At 73.9% G+C, this 22,813-nt stretch carries 2 protein-coding genes (1 of these 2 cut by a window edge); both read right to left on the bottom strand.

The window, feature by feature from the left end; translation table 11 throughout:
- Positions 1-85 precede the first annotated feature (85 nt).
- A complete protein-coding gene (locus ABZ479_RS22180) occupies positions 86-17,020 on the bottom strand; it encodes an SDR family NAD(P)-dependent oxidoreductase (protein WP_500463188.1) in 16,935 nt (5,644 codons plus the stop codon).
- A gap of 65 nt (positions 17,021-17,085) precedes the next feature.
- On the bottom strand, positions 17,086-22,813 hold the 3' end of the coding sequence (locus ABZ479_RS22175) for an SDR family NAD(P)-dependent oxidoreductase (RefSeq protein WP_500463243.1). 21,797 nt of this gene lie beyond the right edge of the window; 5,728 of the gene's 27,525 nt are visible here — the last part of the coding sequence; the start codon falls outside the window, past its right edge; it ends in the stop codon at positions 17,086-17,088.

Below are 22,813 nucleotides of genomic sequence, written 5' to 3'. Positions count from 1 at the left end.
GGAACGCCCGCAGCGACGGCGGAGGGCCGGACCCCACCGGGGGTGGTGGGGTCCGGCCCTCCGTCGTTCCGGCCGGCGGCCGCCGTCACAGCGTGTCGGTCAGCCACTCCTCGACGGCCCGCGCGGTCGTCGCCGCGTGCCGCTCCATCATGGTGAAGTGGTCGCCCTCCACGTCCACGGCGGTGTGCCGCAGGTCCCAGTAGGAACGCCAGTCGCCGTCGGTGGGCCGGAACCAGTCGAAGAACCGCTCACCGGCCCGCACCAGCAGCGTCGGCGACGTCACGGCCGTCGGCTTCCAGCCCGCGAAGAGCCGGAAGTAGGCACCCATGGCCAGCAGTCGGGTGTCGTCGACGGGCACGTAGCTGTCCTGGCGCTCGGCGATGCCCTGGCCGAGGCCGGGCTGCAGGCCCACCAGCGCGTCGTCGTCGTGCGAGTAGATGTCGATCAGCACGACCGCCTCCGGGCGTGCGCCCTGGTCCTCCAGCCGCGCGGCGACCGCGTGGGCGAGCATGCCGCCCGACGAGTGGCCGAGCAGCACGACCGGCGCGCCGTCGGTGTGCCGCAGGACGGCCTCCGCCTGCGCGTCGATGACCGCCGCCACGCTCGTCGGCAGCTGCTCGCCCCGCAGGAAGCCCGGCACGCCCATCGCCCACACGTCCCGGCGCCCCCGGAACGCCGAGGCGAACCGGGCGTACTGGTGCGGGCCGGAGATCGACAGGATCGAGGGGAAGCAGACCACTCCGGGCCGCGTCTCGCCCCGGGAGAGCCGCACGAAGGCGGGTGCCTTGCGCAACTCCGCGGGCGAGGAGAACGAGGGCCGGAACCGCGAGGCCTGCATGAGCATCTCCATGAACTGCCCCGAGGTGCCCTGCGCGCCGGCTTCCTGGAGCATCGCGCCGAACACCCCGCCGTCGCCCTCCACCCCGGCGTTCCCCGCGTCACCCGCGGCGGGCGACGCCGCGCCGCCGGCCGCACCGGCGAGCTCGGAGCGCAGCAGTCCGGCGACCAGGACGGGGGTCGGGTAGTCGAAGAGCAGCGTGGGGGGCAGCCGCAGACCCGTCGCGGCGTTCAGCTGGTTGCGCAGCTCCACGGCGGTCAGCGAGTCCAGACCCAGCTCCAGGAACTCCTGAGACTCCCCCACCGCGTCGGGCGAGGGGTAGGCGAGCACGGCGGCCACCTGGGCGCGCACCACGTCGAGCAGCACCTTCTCCTGCTCCTCCTCCGGCAGCCCGGGCAGCTCCGCGAGCCGTCGCGCGGCGGCCGACGCCGCCGCCTCACCGGCACTGTGCCCGGCGGCCCTGCGCGGCCCACCGCGCACCAGGCCCCGGAAGACCGCCGGCAGGCCGCCGGCCTCCGCCCGGGCCCGCAGCGGCGCGGTGTCCAGGTGCATGGCGACCAGGACGCCGTTGTTGCCGGCCCCGTCCGACGGTGTGTCCGCCGGTGTGTCCGTCCGCTCGTCCGTCGCGGCGAGGGCGCAGGCCGTGTCGAACAGGGCCAGCCCCTCCTCGGAGGTCAGCGGGGACAGTCCGGCGCGCGCCAAGCGCTGCATGTCGGCGGCCGTAAGCTCGCCGGTCATCCCGCTGGGCGTCTCCCACAGTCCCCACGCCAGCGACACCGCGGGCAGCCCCGCCGCGCGCCGGTGCTGCGCCAGGGCGTCGAGACAGGCGTTCGCCGCCGCGTAGTTGGCCTGCCCGGGGTTGCCGAGCGTGCCCGCCACCGACGAGAACAGCACGAACGCGGCGAGGTCCGCGTCCTGCGTCAGCTCGTGCAGGTGCAGCGCCGCGTCCACCTTCGGACGCAGGACGGTGTCGATCCGTTCGGGGGTCAGCGAGGGCACGAGGCCGTCGTCGAGACGCCCCGCGGCGTGGACGACCGCGGTGAGCGGGTGCTCGGCGGGGACGCCCGCCAGCAGCGCCTCCAGGGCCTGCCGATCGGACGCGTCGCAGGCGGCGACGGTCGCCTCGGCTCCCAGTGCGGTGAGGTCGGCCACGAGCTCCGCGGCGCCCTCGGCGTCGAGGCCGCGCCGGCTCGTCAGCAGCAGGTGCCGCACGCCCCGTTCGGTGACCAGGTGCCGGGCCAGCAGGCCGCCCAGCACACCGGTGCCGCCGGTGATGAGGACGGTGCCGTCCGGGTCGAGCGCGGGGAACCGCGCGTCCAGGGCGTCCTCGGCGGACTCGGACTCGCCCGGCTCGTCGCTCACGGGTCGCGCCGCGGGCACCCGCGCCATCCGTGCGGCGTGCAGCGCTCCCCCGCGGACGGCGAGTTGCTGCTCGCCGGCCGACTGCGCGGCAGCGGCGGCCGCCAGGAGCGGGCCGAGCTTCGCCGGGGCGTCGCCGCCGTCGTCCTCCGCGTCGAGGTCGAGCAGCAGGAAGCGGCCGGGGTTCTCGGACTGCGCCGAGCGCACCAGGCCCCACACCGCCGCCCGGGCCACGTCCCGCACGCCCTCGCCGGGCCGGGCCTCAACCGCGCCGCGCGTCACGAACGCGAGGCGCGAAGCGGCGAGCGACTCCTCGGCCGACCACGCCTGCACGAGCCCGAGTGCGGAGTGCGCCGCGTGCCGGGCCTCCTCCGCGACCCGCTCCGCGCTCCCGTCGCCGGCCGGGGCGTACGACACCAGCACGGTGTCCGGCGACGGCTTGCCCGCCGCCACCACACCGGCCAGCGCGTCCACGTCCGCGTACACGTCGACCGCCGCACCCGCTGCCCGCAGCACGGCCTCCAGGCCGAGCGCGTCCGTGCCGACCACGGCCCAGGTCCCGCCGTCTGGGGCCCCGGCGCCGGCCACGGCGGGCCACTCCATCCGGAACAGGGAGTCGTGGAACGCCGGGCCGGCCGCGGCCCGCAGCCGGGCGGGGTCGAGTTCCCTCAGCAGCAGCGATTCGACCGACACGACCGGTTCGCCGCGCTCGTCGAAGGCCGCCAGCGACACCGCGCCGGAGCCGGCGGGGGCGAGCCGCACCCGCAGCGCGCCCGCGCCTACGGCGTGCAGGCCGACGCCGCCGAAGGAGAAGGGCAGCCGCATCCGGGGGCCCTCCTCACCCCCCTCCCCGTCGTCGGCGGTGAGGAACGAACCCAGCACGATGCCGTGGAGCCCCGCGTCCAGCAGCGCCGGGTGCACCCCGAACTGCGCCGCCTGGGCCAAGCTCTCCTCGGGTAGCAGCAGTTCGGCGAACAGCTCGTCACCGCGGCGCCAGGCCGCCCGCAGGTTGCGGAACGCCGGGCCGTACGCGAACCCGACGGCGGCGAAGCCGTCGTACAGTCCCGTCACGTCCAGCGGTTCGGCCCCGGCCGGCGGCCAGAGGGCCGGATCCTGCGCCTGCGGCGGGGTCACCGCGGTCCCGGTGCCGAGCAGACCGCTCGCGTGCCGGGTCCACGGCACGTCCTGGGCGCTCTCGCCGCTCGCGGCCTCGGGGCGCGAGTGCACGTGCAGCGCGCGCCTGCCGTCCGCGTCCGGCTCCGCCAGCGACAACCGCAGCTGGAGCGCGCCGCGTTCGGGCAGGACGAGCGGTGCCTCCAGGGTGAGTTCCTCCAGCAGCTCGGTGCCCGCCCGACCGCCGGCGTGCAGGGCCAGCTCGACGAACGCGGTCCCCGGCAGCAGCACGGCACCGGAGACGGCGTGGTCGGCCAGCCACGGGTGGGCATCGAGCGAGAGCCGGCCGGTGAACAACAGGCCCTCGGAGTCCGGCAGTTCGACCGCCGCGCCCAGTAGCGGGTGATCCGCCCGCCCGAGACCGGCCGACGCCACGTCGCCCACCTGCGCGACCGGCACATCGATCCAGTACCGCTCCTGCTGGAACGCGTACGTCGGGACGTCCACCAGGCGGGCACCGGTGCCGGCGAAGTACGCCTCCCAGTCCACCCGGCCACCGCGCACCTGCACGAAGCCCAGGGCACCGTTCACCGTCTCGGCTTCCGGGCGGGCGGAGCGCAGGACGGGGGTGAAGGCGGCGCCTTCGGTGGTCAGGCAGTCCTGGGCCATGGCGGACAGGACGCCGTCGGGGCCGAGTTCGAGGTAGGTGGTGACGCCTGCGGCTTCCAGGGCGCGGATGCCGTCGAGGAAGCGGACGGCGTCGCGGACGTGGCGGACCCAGAAGTCGGGCGTGGCCATCTCGTCGGTGACGACGGTGCCGGTGAGGTTGGAGACGACCGGGATCCGGGGGGTGGCGTAGGTCAGGCCTTCGGCGACCTCGCGGAAGGCGTCGAGCATGCCGTCCATGTGCGGGGAGTGGAAGGCGTGGCTGACCGCCAGGCGCTTCGACCTGCGGTCCGAGAACAGCTCCACAACGGCCGTGGCCGTGTCCTCGTCACCCGCGATGACCACGGCCTGGGGCCCGTTGACGGCCGCGACGCTCACGCGCTCGTCCAACAGCGGCAGGACCTCGTCCTCGGCCGCCTCCAGCGCGATCATCACACCACCGGAAGGCAGCGCCTGCATCAGCCGTCCGCGCGCCTCGACCAGCCTGCACGCGTCCTCCAGCGACAGCACCCCGGCGACATGCGCGGCGGCGATCTCACCGATGGAGTGACCGGACACGAAGTCCGGCTTCACACCCCACGACTCCAGCAGCCGGAACAGCGCGACCTCGACCGCGAACAGCGCCGGCTGGGTCCACTCCGTGCGATCCAGCGTCTCGGCGTCCTCGCCGAACAGCACGTCCTTCAACGGCACATCGAGCCGCGCGCATACCGCGTCCAGCGCCTGCGCGAACACCGGGTACGTGGCGTACAGCTCCCGGCCCATCCCCAGCCGCTGGCTGCCCTGCCCCGTGAAGAGGAAGGCGAGCTTTCCCGTGCTTGCCGTCCCCCGCACCACCGAGGCCGCCGGGCCGTCGGACTCCACGGCCGCGAGGCCGCGCAGCAGTTCGTCCCGGCCGGCGGCCACGACCGCCGCACGGTGGTCGAAGGCCGCGCGCTTGGTGGCGAGCGTGTAGGCCACGTCGACGCTCCCCGTCTCCGGGGCGTCCTCGAGCTGCGACCGCAGGCGGGCCGCCTGATCGCGCAGCGCGTCAGCGGACTTCGCCGACAGCACGTAGGGCAGAACGGATTCTGCGCGTTCCGCGGAGGGCGACGTCACGCCCTTCAGCAGCGCCGGATCGTCGGGGGCCTGCTCGATGATCGTGTGGGCGTTGGTGCCGCTGATGCCGAAGGACGAGATGCCGGCCCGGCGCGGACGGCCCGTCTCCGGCCAGTCCATCTGCTCGGTCAGCAGCGAGACGGCGCCCTCGGACCAGTCGACGTGCGGGGACGGCTCGTCCACGTGCAGCGTCCGCGGCAGCACGCCGTGGCGCATCGCCATCACCATCTTGATGATGCCCGCCACGCCTGCCGCGGCCTGCGTGTGACCGAAGTTGGACTTCACCGAGCCGAGCCACAGCGGCTGCTCGTCGCTGTGCTCCTGCCCGTAGGTCGCCAGCAGGGCCTGCGCCTCGATCGGGTCGCCCAGCGTCGTACCTGTGCCGTGCGCCTCCACGACGTCCACGTCCGCGGCGGTGAGCCGGGCATTGGCCAGGGCCTGCCGGATCACCCGCTGCTGGGACGGGCCGTTGGGAGCCGTCAGGCCGTTGCTGGCACCGTCCTGGTTGATCGCCGAGCCCCGCAGCACGGCCAGCACCTGGTGGCCGTTGCGGCGCGCGTCGGACAGCCGCTCCACGAGCAGCATGCCGACGCCCTCACCCCACGCGGTGCCGTCGGCGGCCGCCGCGAACGGCTTGCAGCGGCCGTCGGCCGACAGACCGCGCTGGATGCTGAACGCCACGAAGGTGCCCGGCGTCGCCATCACGGTCACACCGCCCGCCAGCGCCAGATCGCACTCGCCGTTGCGCAGCGCCTGGGCGGCGAGGTGGAGGGTGACGAGGGACGAGGAGCAGGCCGTGTCGACCGTGACCGCGGGGCCCTCCAGGCCGAAGGTGTAGGACACGCGACCGGACACGACACTGCCGGTGCTTGCGGTGCCCAGGTAGCCCTCGAGCCCCTCCGGCGCGCGCTGCAGCAGCGTCCCGTAGTCGTTGTACATCACGCCCGCGAAGACACCCGTACGGCTGCCGCGCACCGAGGCCGGATCGATACCGGCCCGCTCGAACGCCTCCCACGAGGTCTCCAGCAGCAGCCGCTGCTGCGGGTCGGTGGCCAGCGCCTCACGCGGCGAGATTCCGAAGAACGTCGGGTCGAAGTGGTGCGCGTCGTGCAGGAACCCGCCGTTCATGCTGTAGCTGGTACCCGGCCGGTCGGAGTCGGGGTCGAACAGCTCGGCGATGTTCCAGCCGCGGTCGTCCGGCATCGCGGAGATGGCGTCCCTGCCCTCCGTCACCAGGTCCCACAGGTCCTCGGGTGTACGCACGTCACCGGGGAAGCGGCACGCCATCGCCACGATCGCGATCGGCTCGTCGTCACGTACCGCGACGGCCACCGGCGCGTCGACCGGCTCCTGTACGCCCAGCAGCTCGGAGCAGAGGTACTCGGCCAGCACAGCGGGGGTGGGGTAGTCGAAGACGAGGGTCGCGGGCAGCCGCACACCGGTCGCCGTGCCGAGCCGGTTCCGCAGCTCGACGGCCGTCAGCGAGTCGAACCCGACCTCGCTGAAGGCACGCCCCGGCTCGACCGCCTCCGGACCGGCGAACCCGAGCACCGCCGCCACCTGCGTACGCACCAGCTCCAGCACGGACGCCTCCCGCTCCGCCACCGGCAGCGCGGCCAGCTGACGGGCCAGCTTGCCCGCCGAGGCCGAACCCGCCCGCGCGGCACGCCGAGCGGGCATCCGGACGAGCCCGCCGAGCAGCGGCGGCAGCATCCCGCCGCCGACGACCTGGGCGCGGAGCGCGGCCAGGTCCAGCTTCATGGGAACGAACGCAGCCGTCGGCGAGGCGGCCGCGGTGTCGAAGAGGGCCAGGCCCTCGTCCTCCGTCAGGGCGTTCACGCCACCGCGCCCGAGCCGCGACACCTCTCCGGCCTCCAGCTCGCCGGCCATGCCGCCGTCCCACAGGCCCCACGCCAGGGACGTCGCCGCCAGGCCCTGCGCCCTGCGGTGCGCGGCAAGGGCGTCCAGGAAGACGTTCGCCGCCGCGTAGTTCGCCTGACCCGCACCGCCGAAGACACCGGCGGCGGAGGAGAACAGGACGAACGCCGACAGGTCCATGTCCTGCGTCAGCTCGTGCAGGTTCCACGCCGCGTCCACCTTCGGACGCAGCACCGCCGACAAGCGCTCCTGGTCCAAGGACGCGATCACGCCGTCGTCCAGGACACCAGCGGTGTGCACCACCGCCGACAGCGGACGCTCCGCCGGGATGCCGTCCAGCACCCCAGCCAGCGCGTCCCGGTCGGCCACGTCGCACGCCGCCCAGGCCACCGACGCACCCAGACCGGCCAGTTCGGCGGTCAGGTCCACGGCGCCCGGGGCGTCCTCGCCGCGACGGCTGACCAGCAGCAGATCCCGCACCCCGTACTCGGACACCAGGTGACGCGCGAACAAGCCGCCCAGCGCACCACTGGCACCCGTCACCAGCACCGTGCCGTCCAGGGCAAGCGGCTCGGCGTCGGGATCCACGACGGCCCGCGCCAGACGCGGCGCCAGGAACGCCCCCTCCCGGACCGCGACTTCCGGCTCACCGGCGGCCAACGCCGCCCCGACGAACTCCGGGGTGATCTCACCGTCAAGGTCGATCAGGCCGAACCGGCCCGGGTTCTCCGACTGCGCCGAACGGATCAGACCCCACACCGGGGCGTGCACCAGATCCGCGACCTCGTCGCCGGGTGCAGCAGCCACCGCACTCCGGGTCAGGAACACCAGACGCGAATCGGCGAACCGCTCGTCACCCAGCCACTCCTGCACCAGCGCCAGCACCCGCCCGGTCTCCGCATGCACCGCACCGGCAACATCCGGCACCGACTCGTCGACCGCACACGGCACGACCAGCACCCCCGGAACCGCACCGCCCTCGGCGGCCGCCGCACCCAGCGCCGCCAGATCCGCGAACGCCTGGGACCCGTCCCCCAGCGCCATCCAGTCGTCGACAGAGCCACCGGCCGGCACCGGCGACCACTCGACCCGGAACAAGGCGTCACCCTGCCTGGCACCCGGCCCGGCGAACTGCTCCGGCGAGAACGCCCGCAGCGCCAGACCCCGCACCGACGCCACCGGCGCGCCCTCGGCGTCCGCCAGCTCCAGCGCCACCACGTCACGGCCCGCACGCGACAGCCGCACCCGTACCTCGGACGCGCCCACCGCATACACGCTCACGCCCGACCACGAGAACGGCAGACGTCCCTGTCCCGTGTCCTCGACGAGACCGCCGAGGGTGATGGCGTGCAGGGCCGCGTCGAGCAGCGCCGGATGCAGACCGAACCGCTCCGCCCCGGCCGCCGTCTCGTCCCCGAGCGCGACCTCGGCGAACACGTCGTCACCGAGACGCCAGACCGACCGCAGGCCCTGAAAGACCGCTCCGTACTCGAACCCGGCCATGGCCAGGGCCTCGTACAGTCCGTCGACGGCGACCGGTTCCGCCCCTGCCGGCGGCCATGCCGCCAGGTCGAACACCGGCTCCGCCTCGTCCACGGCCAGCACACCGGAGGCATGCCGCACCCACGGCACCTCGTCCACCGCACGATCGGCGCGGGAGTGGAAGGCGACCGGCCGTCGTCCCGACGCGTCGGCAGCCCCGACGCTGATCTGCAACTGGAGCGCGCCGCGTTCGGGCAGGACGAGCGGCGCCTCCAGGGTGAGTTCCTCCAACAGCCCGGTACCCGCCCGCCCACCGGCGTGCAGGGCCAGCTCCACGAACGCCGTCCCCGGCAGCAACACGGCACCCGACACGGCGTGGTCGGCCAGCCACGGGTGCGACTCCAGCGACAACCGGCCCGTGAACAGCAACCCCTCCGAATCGGGCAGTTCCACCGCCGCACCCAGCAACGGATGCTCGGCCCGGCGCAGACCCGCCGACGCCACATCACCCACCTGCGACACCGGCACGTCGATCCAGTACCGCTCCCGCTGGAACGCGTACGTCGGCAGATCCACCCGCCGCGCACCCGCGCCCTCGAAGTACGCCTCCCAGTCCACCCGGCCACCGCGCACCTGCACGAAGCCCAGGGCACCGTTCACCGTCTCGGTCTCCGGGCGGGCGGAGCGAAGAGCAGGCACGAACGCCGCGGTGTCAGCGTCGACGCACTCCTGCGCCATCGCCGACAGCACGCCGTCCGGGCCGACCTCCACGTACGTGGTGACGCCCGCGGCCTCCAGGGCACGGACTCCGTCGAGGAAGCGCACGGCTTCGCGGACATGCCGCACCCAGAACTCGGGCGAGGCCATCTCGTCGGTGACGACGTCGCCGGTCAGGTTGGAGACCACGGGGATGCGTGGGGCCTCGAACGACAGCCCGGACACCACCTCGCGGAAGGCGTCGAGCATGCCGTCCATGTGCGGGGAGTGGAAGGCGTGACTGACCGTCAGACGCTTCGACTTACGGTCCTCGAAGGACTCCACGATCGCCGTCGCGGCGTCCTCGTCACCCGCGATCACCACGGCCTGCGGGCCGTTGACGGCGGCGATGCTCACCCGCTCGTTCAGCAGCGGCAGGACCTCGTCCTCCGACGCCTGCAGCGCGATCATCACGCCACCGGAAGGCAGCGCCTGCATCAGCCGTCCGCGCGCCGCCACCAGCGTGCACGCGTCCTCCAGCGACAGCACCCCGGCGACATGCGCGGCAGCGACCTCGCCGATGGAGTGACCGGACACGAAGTCCGGCTTCACACCCCACGACTCCAGCAGCCGGAAAAGCGCCACCTCCACCGCGAACAACGCCGGCTGCGCGAACTCCGTCCGGTCCAGCGCCTCGGCGTCCTCGCCGAACAGCACATCCTTCAACGGCACATCGAGCCGCGCGCACACCGCGTCCAGCGCCTGCGCGAACACCGGGTACGTGGCGTACAGCTCCCGGCCCATCCCCAGCCGCTGACTGCCCTGCCCCGTGAACAGGAACGCCAGCTTCCCGGCGCTCGCCGTCCCCCGCACCACCGGCCCCGCCGCGTCGTCCGCCTCCACGGCGGCCAGCCCGCGCAGCAGTTCGTCCCGGCCGGCGGCCACGACCGCCGCACGGTGGTCGAAGGCCGCGCGCTTGGCGGCGAGCGTGTAGGCCACGTCGCCGGCGGCGAGGCCGGGCGCCGCTTCGAGGCGGGCCCGAAGTCGGGCGGCCTGGTCGCGGAGGCCGTCCGGGGTCTTCGCCGACAGGACGTACGGCAGCACCGAGCCGTCGTCCTCGGCGGGAGCCAGGGCGACGCTGTCGCTCGGGGCGAGGTCGTCGGGGGCCTGCTCGATGATCGTGTGGGCGTTGGTGCCGCTGATGCCGAACGACGACACGGCGGCGCGACGCGGGCGGCCGGTCTCCGGCCAGGCCATGCGCTCCGTCAGCAGCGAGACCGCGCCCTCGGACCAGTCCACGTGCGGGGACGGCTCGTCCACGTGCAGCGTCTGCGGCAGCACACCGTGCCGCATCGCCATCACCATCTTGATCACACCCGCGACACCGGCCGCGGCCTGCGTGTGGCCGAAGTTGGACTTCACCGAGCCCAGCCACAGCGGCTGCTCGTCGCTGTGCTCCTGGCCGTACGTCGCCAGCAGCGCCTGCGCCTCGATCGGGTCGCCCAGGGTCGTGCCCGTGCCGTGCGCCTCGACCGCGTCGATCTCGCCGGCCGACAGGCGGGCACTCGCGAGCGCGGCGCGGATCACCCGTTGCTGGGACGGGCCGTTGGGAGCCGTCAAGCCGTTGCTCGCGCCGTCCTGGTTGACCGCCGAACCGCGCAGCACCGCCAGCACCTGGTGGCCGTTGCGGCGCGCGTCGGACAGCCGCTCCACGAGCAGCATGCCGACGCCCTCACCCCAGCCCGTACCGTCGGCGGCCGCAGCGAACGGCTTGCAGCGGCCGTCGGCCGACAGACCGCGCTGGATGCTGAACGCCACGAAGGTGCCCGGCGTCGCCATCACGGTCACACCGCCCGCCAGCGCCAGATCGCACTCGCCGTTGCGCAGCGCCTGGGCGGCGAGGTGCAGTGACACCAGCGAGGACGAGCAGGCCGTGTCGACCGTGACCGCGGGGCCCTCCAGGCCGAAGGTGTACGACACCCGGCCCGAGGCGACGCTGCCCGAACTCGCCGTGCCGATGTAGCCTTCGAGCCCTTCCGGCGCGCGGTGCAGCAGCGTCCCGTAGTCGTTGTACATCACGCCCGCGAAGACGCCCGTCCGGCTGCCGCGCACCGAGGCCGGGTCGATGCCGGCCCGCTCGAACGCCTCCCACGAGGTCTCCAGCAGCAGCCGCTGCTGCGGGTCGGTCGCCAGGGCCTCACGCGGGGAGATGCCGAAGAACGTCGGGTCGAAGTGGTGCGCGTCGTAGAGGAACGCACCGTTCATGCTGTAGCTGGTGCCCGGCCGGTCGGAGTCGGGGTCGAACAGGTCCGTGACGTTCCAGCCGCGGTCGTCCGGCATGTCGGAGATGGCGTCCCTGCCCTCCGACACCAGGTCCCACAGGTCCTCGGGGGTCTGGACGCCACCGGGGAAGCGGCACGCCATCGCCACGATCGCGATCGGCTCGTCGTCGCGCACCGCGATCGCGGTGGGCGCGGCCGCCGCGGCCTGCCGGCCGAGCAGTTCAGCGCACAGGTAGCCGGCGAGGGCGGTGGGTGTCGGGTAGTCGAAGACGAGGGTCGCGGGCAGCCGCACACCGGTCGCCGTGCCGAGCCGGTTCCGCAGCTCGACGGCCGTCAGCGAGTCGAAGCCCACCTCGCTGAAGGCACGCCCCGGCTCGACTGCCTCCGGACCCGTGAACCCGAGCACCACCGCCACCTGCGTACGCACCAGCTCCAGCACGGACGCCTCCCGCTCCGCCACCGGCAGCGCGGCCAACTCCCGGGCCAGCTTGCCCGCCGAGGCCGAACCCGCCCGCGCGGCACGCCGAGCAGGCATGCGCACCAGTCCACTGAGCAGCGGCGGCAGCATGCCCCCGCCGGCCACCTGGGCGCGGAGCGCGGCCAGGTCCAGCTTCACCGGCACGAAGAGCGCGGTGCCGGAGGCACAGGCAGCATCGAAGAGAGCCAGACCCTCCTGCTCGGACAGGGCGTTCACGCCACCGCGTCCGAGGCGCGAGACGTCATCGGCCTCCAGCTCGCTCGCCAGACCGCCGTCCCACAGACCCCAGGCCAGCGACGTCGCCGCCAGACCCTGTGCCCTGCGGTGCGCGGCAAGAGCGTCCAGGAAGGAGTTGGCCGCCGCGTAGTTCGCCTGGCCGGCGCCGCCGAAGACACCGGCAGCGGACGAGAACAGCACGAACGCCGACAGATCCATGCCCTGCGTGAGCTCGTGCAGGTTCCACGCCGCGTCCACCTTCGGACGCAGCACCGCCGACAGACGCTCCTGGTCCAGCGACGCGATCACGCCGTCATCCAGCACACCAGCTGTGTGCACCACCGCCGACAGCGGACGCTCCGCCAGCACCCCGGCCAGCGCATCGCGGTCGGCCACATCGCACGCCGCCCACGCCACCGACGCACCCAGATCCGTGAGCTCCGCCGTCAGCTCCGCGGCGCCCGGCGCGTCCTCACCACGACGGCTCACCAGCAGCAGATCCCGCACCCCGTACGCGGACACCAGATGACGCGCGAACAAGCCGCCCAGCAGGCCGCTCGCACCCGTCACCAGCACCGTGCCCTCGAGGACCGGGAGCTCGCCCTCCGGCTCCACCGCCGCCCGGGTGAGCCTCGGCACCCGCACCACACCGTCGCGCACGGCGGCTTCCGGTTCGCCGGAAGCGAGCGCCGACGACAGTGCGCGCGCGTCGGCCTCGGCGTCGCCCGCACCGTCGAGGTCGACCAGGCCGAAGCGCCCGGGGTTCTCCGACTGCGCCGACCGGATCAGGCCCCACACCGGGGCGTGCACCAGGTCCTTCACGTCCTCGTCCGGCAGGGCGTCCACGGCGCCCCGGGTCCGGAACACCAGGCGCGAGCCGGCGAAGCGCTCGTCGGCGAGCCACTCCTGCACGAGGCCGAGCACGCGCCCGGTCGCCGCGTGCACCGCACCGGCCACGTCCCACACCGGCTCGTCGGTCACGCACGGCACGACCACCGCCGAGGGGACGGTGCCGTCCGCCGCGAGGGCCGCGCCCAGCGCGGCGAGGTCGGCGTACGCCGCTTCGGGGCCGAGGGTCGTCCAGTCCTCGGCGGCGACCGTCGTACCGCCGGACGGGAGGGGCGACCACTGGACCTGGAAGAGGGCGTCGCCCTGCCCGGTGCCCGGGCCGGCGAACTGCTCGGGCGAGAAGGTCCGCAGCGCGAGACCGCGCACGGTCGCCACCGGCGCGCCCTCGGCGTCCGCCACCTCCAGCGCCACCGTGTCACGGCCCGCGCGGGAGAGCCGCACCCTCAGCTCGGACGCCCCGATGGCGTGCACGGTCACGCCCGACCACGCGAACGGCAGACGTCCCTGCCCGGCGTCGTCGACGAGACCGCCGACGCCGATGGCGTGCAACGCGCCGTCCAGGAGTGCCGGGTGGAGGCCGAAGTGCTCGGCGCCCGGCTCCGCCTCTTCCCCGAGGGTCACCTCGGCGAAGACGTCCTCGCCCCGGCGCCAGACGCCCCGCAGTCCCTGGAAGAGCGGACCGTACTCGAACCCGGCCACCGCCAGGGCCTCGTACAGTCCGTCGATGGCGACGGGCTCGGCACCGGCCGGGGGCCAGGCGGCCCACTCGAACGCCGGCTCCTCCGCCCGCTCCGCCAGGACGGCGGTGGCGTGCCGCACCCACGGCTCGTCGTCGGCGGCGCGGTCGGCGCGCGAGTGGAAGGCGACCTGCCGCCGGCCGGACTCGTCGGGCGACCCGACGCTGATCTGCAGTTCGACTCCGTCGCCCTCGGGCAGCACGAGCGGCGCTTCCAGGGTGACGTCCTCGACCAGGCCGCAGCCGACCTGGTCGCCGGCGCGCACGGCCAGTTCCACGAAGGCGGTGCCGGGGAGCAGGACCGTGCCGGAGACGGCGTGGTCGGCGAGCCACGGGTGTGTGTCGAGGGACAGCCGTCCGGTGAGCAGCAGGCCGTCGGCGTCCGCGAGGACCACGGACGTCGCGAGGAGCGGGTGGTCGGCCGAACGGAGGCCCGCCGAGGACATGTCCCAGCCGCTGGTTCCGGCGTCGAGCCAGTAGTGCTCGCGCTGGAAGGCGTAGGTGGGCAGGTCGACGCGCTGCGCGCCGGTCCCGGCGAACACCGCCTGCCAGTCCACGGACGCGCCGTGGACGTAGGCCTCACCCAGGGACAGCCAGAACCGCTCCAGACCGCCTTCGTTACGGCGCAGCGAACCCAGGACCGCGGCCTCACGGCCCGCGTCCTCCACGGTCTCCTGCAGCCCGACGGTGAGAACGGGGTGGGGGCTGGACTCGACGAAGACCCCGAAGCCCTGCTCCAGCAGCGTCCGGACCGCCTGCTCCAGCTCCACGGTCTGCCGCAGGTTGCGGAACCAATAGCCGCCGTCCAACTCCGGGCCGGTCATCCACTCGCCGGTCACCGTCGACAGGAACGGCACCTGCGCCTCACCCGGGGTGATCCGCGTCAGAAGCTTCCCGAGTTCTTCTTCGAGGAGGTCGACCTGCGCGGAGTGCGACGCGTAGTCCACCGCGATCCGCCGCGCCCGCACTCCGTCCGCCTCGCACGAGGCCAGCAGCTCGTCCAGGGCCTGTACTTCGCCGGAGACCACGACCGAGGAGGGACCGTTCACCGCGGCAACGGAGATCCGCTCCTCACCCCACGAAGCGATCCGCTCGCGCGTCTCGTCCGCGGGCAGCGCCACGGACACCATCCCGCCCAGACCCGCCAGCACCCGGCCGATCGCCTGGCTGCGCAGAGCCACCACCCGGGCGGCATCCTCCAGCGAGAGGATCCCGGCCACGCAGGCTGCGGCGATCTCACCCTGCGAATGCCCGATCACCGCCGCCGGACGCACCCCGGACGCCTTCCACACCTCCGCCAGCGACACCATCACCGCGAACAACGCAGGCTGCACAACGTCCACACGCTCCAGCGACGGAGCACCCTCCACACCACGCAGCACATCCACCAGCGACCAGCCGGTCAACGGCTCCAACGCGTCAGCGCACTCCCCTATCCGGGCAGCGAACACCGGCGAGGAGTCCAGCAGCTCCCCCGCCATCCCCACCCACTGCGAACCCTGACCCGGGAACACGAACACCGTCTTGCCACCGAGGACAGCTCCCTGGACCACGTGGGACGACGGCTCGCCCGCCGCGAGAGCGGTGAGGGCCCGTACGCGGTCGGCACGCTCGCGGCCGACCAGGACCGCGCGCCGTGCGTGTGCGGCGCGGGTGGTGGCCAGGGAGTGGCCGACGTCGACGGGCCGCAGGCCGGGGTCGGCGTCCAGGTGCGCGAGGAGGCGTTCGGCCTGGCCGCGGAGCGCGCTCTCGGTCTTGGCCGTCAGGGTCCAGGGCAGGGGGTGCGACGGGTCCGGCGTGGACGGGTCGTGGGTCGCCGCGACCAGGGCGGGCAGCGGTTCCGCCTCGGGAGTCACCTCGCCGGCGGTCGCCTCGTCGCCGGCCTCGGCCACGCCCTCGCCCTCGTCCTCGTCCTCGGTTTCCGGGGCGTCGGGAACGGGGGCAGGGGCGGGGGCTTCCTCGATGATGATGTGCGCGTTCGTGCCGCTGACACCGAACGACGACACGGCGGCCCGGCGCGGGCGGCCGGTCTCCGGCCACGCGACCGGGTCGGCCAGCAGCGAGACCGCGCCGGCCGACCAGTCGACGTTGGTCGAGGGCTTGTCGACGTGCAGGGTCCTGGGGAGCCTGCCGTTGCGGATCGCCATGACCATCTTGATGATGCCGGCGACGCCGGCGGCGGCCTGCGTGTGACCGATGTTCGACTTGATGGAGCCCAGCCAGAGCGGCTGCTCGTCGCTGTGCTCCTTGCCGTAGGTGGCCAGGAGGGCCTGCGCCTCGATGGGGTCGCCGAGGGTGGTGCCCGTGCCGTGCGCCTCGACGACGTCGACGTCGGAGGGCGTGAGGCGCGCGTCGGCCAGGGCCGCGCGGATCACCCGCTGCTGGGACGGGCCGTTGGGGGCGGTGAGGCCGTTGCTCGCGCCGTCCTGGTTGACGGCGGAGCCGCGCACGACGGCCAGTACGGGGTGGCCGTTGCGCCGGGCGTCCGAGAGGCGCTCGACCAGCAGCATGCCGGCGCCCTCCGCCCAGCCGGTGCCGTCCGCCGCGTCGGCGAAGGACTTGCAGCGGCCGTCGAAGGACAGGCCGCGCTGCCTGCTGAACTCGGTGAAGGTGCCGGGCGTGGCCATCACGGTGGCGCCGCCGGCGAGGGCGAGGGAGCACTCGCCCTTGCGCAGCGACTGCATGGCGAGGTGCAGGGTGACGAGGGAGGAGGAGCAGGCCGTGTCGACGGTGAGCGCCGGTCCCTCCAGGCCGAAGGTGTACGACACGCGGCCCGAGGCGACGCTGCTGGAGGCGCCCGTGACGAGGTACCCCTCGGCCTCCTCGGGGATGGCCCGCAGCCGCGCCGCGTAGTCGTGGTACATGACGCCCGCGAAGACACCGGTCCGGCTGCCGCGCAGGGTCGCCGGGTCGATGCCGGCCCGCTCGAACGCCTCCCATGAGGTCTCCAGCAGCAGCCGCTGCTGGGGATCCATGGCCGCGGCCTCGCGGGGCGAGATCCCGAAGAAGGCGGGGTCGAACCAGTTCGCGTCGTGCAGGAAACCGCCCTGCTGGACGTAGCTCGTGCCCTGCCCGTCGGGGTCGGCGTCGAACAGCCGCTCCATGTCCCAGCCCCGGTCGGTGGGGAACGGGGAGATGGCGTCGGTGCCCTCCGACACGAGCCGCCACAGGCCCTCGGGCGACTCGACGCCGCCAGGGAACCGGCAGCTCATGCCGACGATCGCGATCGGTTCCGGCTCCGCCGACTCGACCTCTTGAAGGCGGCGGCGGGTCTCGTGGAGATCGGCCGTCACGCGCTTCAGGAAGTACCGAAGCTTTTCCTCGTTCATGCTTGCATCCCTCGTACGGAAGTCAGAAAGGCGGAGTCGTCGGGTGGGCGGGCCGGGCCGTCGCGTCAGGAGATCCCGAATTCCTTGCCGATGAAGTCGAAGAGGTCGTCATCGGTGGCGGTCTCCAGCGTCTCGGCCACGTCGGCGCCGGCGGGTCCCGCCGGCTCGCCGGCCGCGCTCCAGGCCGCCAGCAGGGCCTGCAGCCGCTCGGTGATCCGGTTCCGGCCGTCGTCGTCCGGTACGGCCTCGACGAGCGTCCGCTCCAGGCGGTCTAGTTCGGCGAGCAGCGGGGGAACCGCCGCGGCGCCGCCCTGCCAGAGCTCGTCCCGCAGGAACTCCACGATGGCGTTCGGGGTCGGGTAGTCGAAGACGAGCGTGGCCGGCAGCCGCACTCCCGTCGCCGCGCCCAGGCGGTTGCGGAGCTCGACCGCGGTGAGGGAGTCGAAGCCGACGTCGCTGAACGACCGTGCGCCGTCGACCGCTTCGGGACCGGCGAAGCCGAGCACGCCCGCGACGTGACCGCGGACCAGCTCCAGCAGCGCCTCCTCCCGTCCCTCCTGCGACAGGCCGGCCAGGCGCTCCCGAAGGGCGGCGCCTCCCTGCGCACCGGCGTCGGCGGTACCCGCCGCGCGCCGGCCGGGGACGCGGACCAGGCCGCTGAGCAGCGGCGGCAGCATGCCTCCGCCGGTGACCTGGGCGCGCAGGGCGCCGAGGTCGAGCTTGACGGGTACGAAGGCCGCGGTCGTTGAGGCGGCCGCGGTGTCGAAGAGGGCCAGGCCCTCCTGCTCGGACAGGGCGTTCACGCCACCGCGTCCGAGGCGGGACACCTCGCCGGCCTCCAGCTCGCCTGCCATGCCGCCGTCCCACAGGCCCCACGCCAGCGACGTCGCCGCAAGGCCGTGGGCCCTGCGGTGCGCGGCGAGTGCGTCGAGGAAGGAGTTGGCGGCGGCGTAGTTCGCCTGGCCCGCGCCGCCGAAGACACCGGCGGCGGAGGAGAACAGGACGAACGCCGACAGGTGGAGGTCCCGGGTGAGCTGGTGGAGGTTCCACGCGGCGTCCACCTTCGGACGCAGGACCGCCGACAGGCGCTCCTGGTCGAGGGACGCGATGACGCCGTCGTCCAGGACACCGGCGGTGTGCACCACCGCTGTCAGCGCACGCTCGGCCGGGATGCCCTCCAGCACCGCGGACAGCCCGTCCCGGTCGGCCACGTCGCACGCCGCCCAGGCCACCGACGCACCCAGACCGGCCAGTTCGGCGGTCAGGTCCGCAGCGCCCGGGGCGTCCTCGCCGCGGCGGCTGACCAGGAGCAGGTCCCGTACGCCGTACTCGGTCACCAGATGGCGGGCGAACAAGCCGCCCAGCGCACCACTGGCACCCGTCACCAGCACCGTGCCGTCCAGGGCGAGCGGCTCGGCGTCCGGTGCCACGACCGCCCGGACGAGGCGCGGCACGCGGACCGCGCCGTCCCGCACGGCGGCCTCCGGCTCGCCCGCGGCGAGCACGGCGGGCAGCGCCTGGTAGGAGGCTTCGGCGTCGTCGGTGTCGATCAGGAGGAAGCGGCCCGGGTTCTCCGACTGCGCCGACCGCACCAGGCCCCACACCGGGGCGTGTGCCAGGTCCGCGACCTCGTCGTCCGGGGCGGAGGCCACCGCGCCCCGCGTCAGGAAGGCCAGGCGTGAATCGGCGAACCGCTCGTCGCCGAGCCACTCCTGCAGCAGTGCGAGCACTCGCCCGGTCTCGGCATGCGCCGCACCCGGCAGGTCCTCGGACGCGGCGCCGGCCACCGGCACTATGACGACCTCCGGCACGGTCTCGCCCTCGCCGGCGAGCGTGGTCAGGCCCGCGCACGTCTCGTAGCGGACGCCTGCGGCGTCGAGACCCGCGTGGCCGGAACCGTCGGCGGTGAGCAGTGCCATGGGGCGCTGCTGGGCGGCCGGCACCGGTGCGAGGTGCAGCGCCGTCCAGTCGACCTCGAACAGCGACTCCATGCGCCCGCCGCGCGCTGCGGCGCCGATCTGCTCGGGCGAGACGGCCCGCAGCACCAGCGACTCCACCGAGGCGACGGGCGCCCCGGTCGCGTCGGCCAGGTGCAGGGACACCGTGTCGCGGCCGGCCGGGGCCAGCCGGACCCGTACCGCCGCCGCGCCGGTGGCGTGCAGGCGCACTCCGCCCCACGCGAACGGCAGACGTCCCTGCCCGGTGTCCTCCACGAGTCCGCCGAGACCGGCGGCGTGCAGGGTGGCGTCGAGGAGGGCCGGGTGCAGCCCGAACCACTCCGCCGTCGCGGCCGCGTTCTCGTCGAGGCTCACCTCGGCGAAGACCTCGTCACCCTGCCTCCAGGCCGCGCGCAGGCCCTGGAAGACGGGGCCGTAGTCGAATCCGGCGGCTGCCATGCCGTCGTACAGCCCGTCGATGGCGACCGGCTCCGCGCCGGGCGGCGGCCAGGCCGTCAGGTCGGAAGCGGGGGCGGGGACCGCCGCCGCGGGGGCGAGCACACCGCCGGCGTGCCGCGTCCACGGCTCGTCGGCGGGCGCGTTCTCGCCGCGCGAGTGGAGCGCCACGGCCCGGCGGCCGTCGTCGTCCGCGCCGGCGACGGAGAGCCGCAGCTGCACACCGCCCGACTCCGGCAGCACCAGCGGCGCCTCCAACGTCAGGTCGTCCAGGACCTCGCTGCCGACCTGCTCGCCGGCGCGCAGCGCCAGTTCGACGAAGGCGGTGCCCGGCAGGAGCACCGAGCCCATGACCGCGTGGTCCGCGAGCCACGGGTGCGTGGTCAGCGACAGGCGCCCGGTGAAGAGGACACCGTCCGAGTCCGGCAGCTCGACCGCCGCGCCGAGCAGCGGGTGGTCCGCCGCACCGAGTCCGGCCGAGGTGACGTCCCCGATGAAGTGGCCGCCCGACTCCAGCCAGTACCACTCGCGCTGGAAGGCGTAGGTGGGTAGTTCGACCAGCCGGCCACCGGTCCGCGCGAAGTACGCCTCCCAGTCCACGGTCGCTCCGCTGGCGTGGGCCTGGGCGAGTGCGGTGGTGACGGTCTCGGCCTCGGGGCGGCCGCCGCGCAGGGCGGGGGCGAAGGCCGCGCCTTCGGCGGTCAGGCAGTCCTGGGCCATGGCGGAGAGGACTCCGTCGGGACCGAGTTCGAGGTACGTGGTGACGCCCGCTGCCTCCAGGGCGCGGACGCCGTCCAGGAAGCGCACGGCCTCACGAACGTGGCGGACCCAGAAGTCGGGCGACGTCACCTCGTCGGTGACCAGGGCGCCCGTGAGGTTGGAGACCAGCGGGATGCGCGGGGCGGCGTAGGACAGACCCTCGGCGACCTTGCGGAAGTCCGCGAGCATGGCGTCCATGTGCGGGGAGTGGAAGGCGTGGCTGACCGTCAGGCGCTTCGACTTGCGGTCCTCGAACGACGCCGCAATGCCGACCGCGGCATCCTCGTCACCCGCGATGACCACCGACCGCGGACCGTTGACCGCGGCGATGCTCACCCGCTCGTCCAGCAGCGGCAGGACCTCGTCCTCAGCCGCTTCGAGGGCGATCATCACACCGCCGGTGGGCAGTGCCTGCATCAGCCTGCCGCGCGCCTCGACCAGCGTGCTGGCGTCCTCCAGGGACAGCACCCCGGCGACGTGGGCGGCGGCGATCTCGCCGATGGAGTGCCCGGAGAGGTAGTCCGGCTTCACGCCCCACGACTCGACCAGTCGGTAGAGCGCCACTTCGACGGCGAAGAGGGCCGGCTGCGTGCGGGCGGTCTCGTTCAGCAGGTCGCTGTCGTCGCCGAACAGGACGTCCTTCAGCGGCACATCGAGGTGCGCGCAGACCGCGTCGAGCGCGTCGGCGAACACCGGGTAGGTGTCGTAGAGCTCCCGGCCCATGCCGAGTCGCTGGCTGCCCTGGCCGGTGAAGAGGAAGGCGAGCTTTCCGGCGCCCGCCGTGCCCCGCACCACCGAGGCCGCCGGGCCGTCGGCCTCCACGGCCGCGAGGCCGCGCAGCAGCTCGTCCCGGCCGGGGGCGACGACGGCCGCACGGTGCTCGAAGGCGGCGCGCCGGGTGGCGAGGGTGTACGCCACGTCGGCGGCGGCGACGCCGGGTGCCTCTTCCAGGTGGGCCCGCAGGCGGGCCGCCTGGTCGCGGAGGCCGTCCGGGGTCTTCGCCGACAGCACGTACGCGCGGACGGAACCGTCGTCCTCGGCGGGAGCCTCGGCAACGCTGCGGCTCGGGGCGAGGTCGTCGGGAGCCTGCTCGATGATCGTGTGGGCGTTGGTGCCGCTGATGCCGAAGGACGAGATGCCGGCGCGGCGCGGACGGCCGGTCTCCGGCCACTCCGTCTGCTCGGTCAGGAGGGAGACCGCGCCCTCGGACCAGTCGACGTGCGGGGTCGGCTCGTCCACGTGCAGCGTCCGCGGCAGCACGCCGTGGCGCATCGCCATGATCATCTTGATGATGCCCGCCACGCCTGCCGCGGCCTGCGTGTGGCCGATGTTGGACTTGACGGAGCCGAGCCACAGCGGCTGCTCGTCGCCGTGCTCCTGACCGTAGGTGGCCAGGAGGGCCTGGGCCTCGATCGGGTCGCCCAGCGTCGTGCCCGTGCCGTGCGCCTCGACCGCGTCGATCTCGGCGGCGGTGAGCCGGGCATTGGCCAAGGCCTGCCGGATCACACGCTGCTGGGAGGGACCGTTGGGGGCGGTGAGGCCGTTGCTGGCACCGTCCTGGTTGATCGCGGAACCGCGGACCACCGCCAGGACCGGGTGGCCGTTGCGGCGGGCGTCCGACAGCCGCTCCACGAGCAGCATGCCCGCGCCCTCGGCCCAACTGGTGCCGTCGGCCGCGGCAGCGAAGGACTTGATGCGGCCGTCGGGGGCCAGGCCGCGCTGACGGCTGAACTCGGTGAAGGTGCCGGGCGACGCCATGACCGTCACACCACCGGCGAGCGCCATCGTGCACTCACCGTTGCGCAGCGCCTGGATCGCCCAGTGCAGCGCCACCAGCGAGGAGGAGCACGCCGTGTCGACCGTGACCGCCGGGCCCTCGAGCCCGAACGCGTACGACACACGACCCGACGCGATGCTTCCGGAATTGCCGGTGCCGAGATATCCCTCGACGCCCTCGGGAACAGCCGTCAGACGACTCGAGTAGTCGTGGTACATCACACCGGCGAAGACACCGGTGTGACTGCCGCGCATGGCGGCCGGGTCGATACCCGCGCGCTCGAACGCCTCCCACGAGGTCTCCAGCAGCAGCCGCTGCTGCGGGTCCATCGCCACGGCCTCACGCGGCGAGATCCCGAAGAACGCGGGGTCGAAGCGGCCGGCGTCGTGCAGGAAGCCGCCCGACTGGGTGTAGGTGGTGCCCCGGCCGTCCGGGTCCGGGTCGAACAGCGCGTCCAGATCCCAGCCACGACCCTGCGGGAACGGCGAGATGGCATCGCCGCCACCCAGCACCAGCCGCCACAGATCCTCGGGGGTCTCCACCCCGCCCGGATACCGGCAGCTCATGCCCACGATCGCGATCGGCTCGTCGTCCAGCACCCCGGCCCGTACCGGCACCAACGCGGCACCGGCCGGCTCGACCAGACCCAGAACCTCACCCAGCAAGAACTCCGCGAGGGCCCCGGCCGTCGGGTAGTCGAAGACCAGCGTCGCCGGCAGCCGCACACCCGCCACCGAACCCAACCGGTTCCGCAACTCCACCGCGGTCAGCGAATCGAAGCCCAACTCCTTGAAGGCACGATCCGCAGGCACCTGGTCGACCGAACCATGACCCAGAACACCCGCCACCTCACCCCGCACCACA

Source organism: Streptomyces sp. NPDC005722 (assembly GCF_040630935.1).
Classification (GTDB): Bacteria; Actinomycetota; Actinomycetes; order Streptomycetales; family Streptomycetaceae; genus Actinacidiphila.
The sequence above is the reverse complement of the archived record's forward strand: the minus strand, read 5'-3'. Positions and strand labels throughout refer to the sequence as shown.

What these genes read in the sequence shown, in the direction of transcription:
- ABZ479_RS22180 (WP_500463188.1), bottom strand. Translation starts at nt 17,020, where the DNA reads ATGAACGAGGAAAAGCTTCGGTACTTCCTGAAGCGCGTGACGGCCGAT.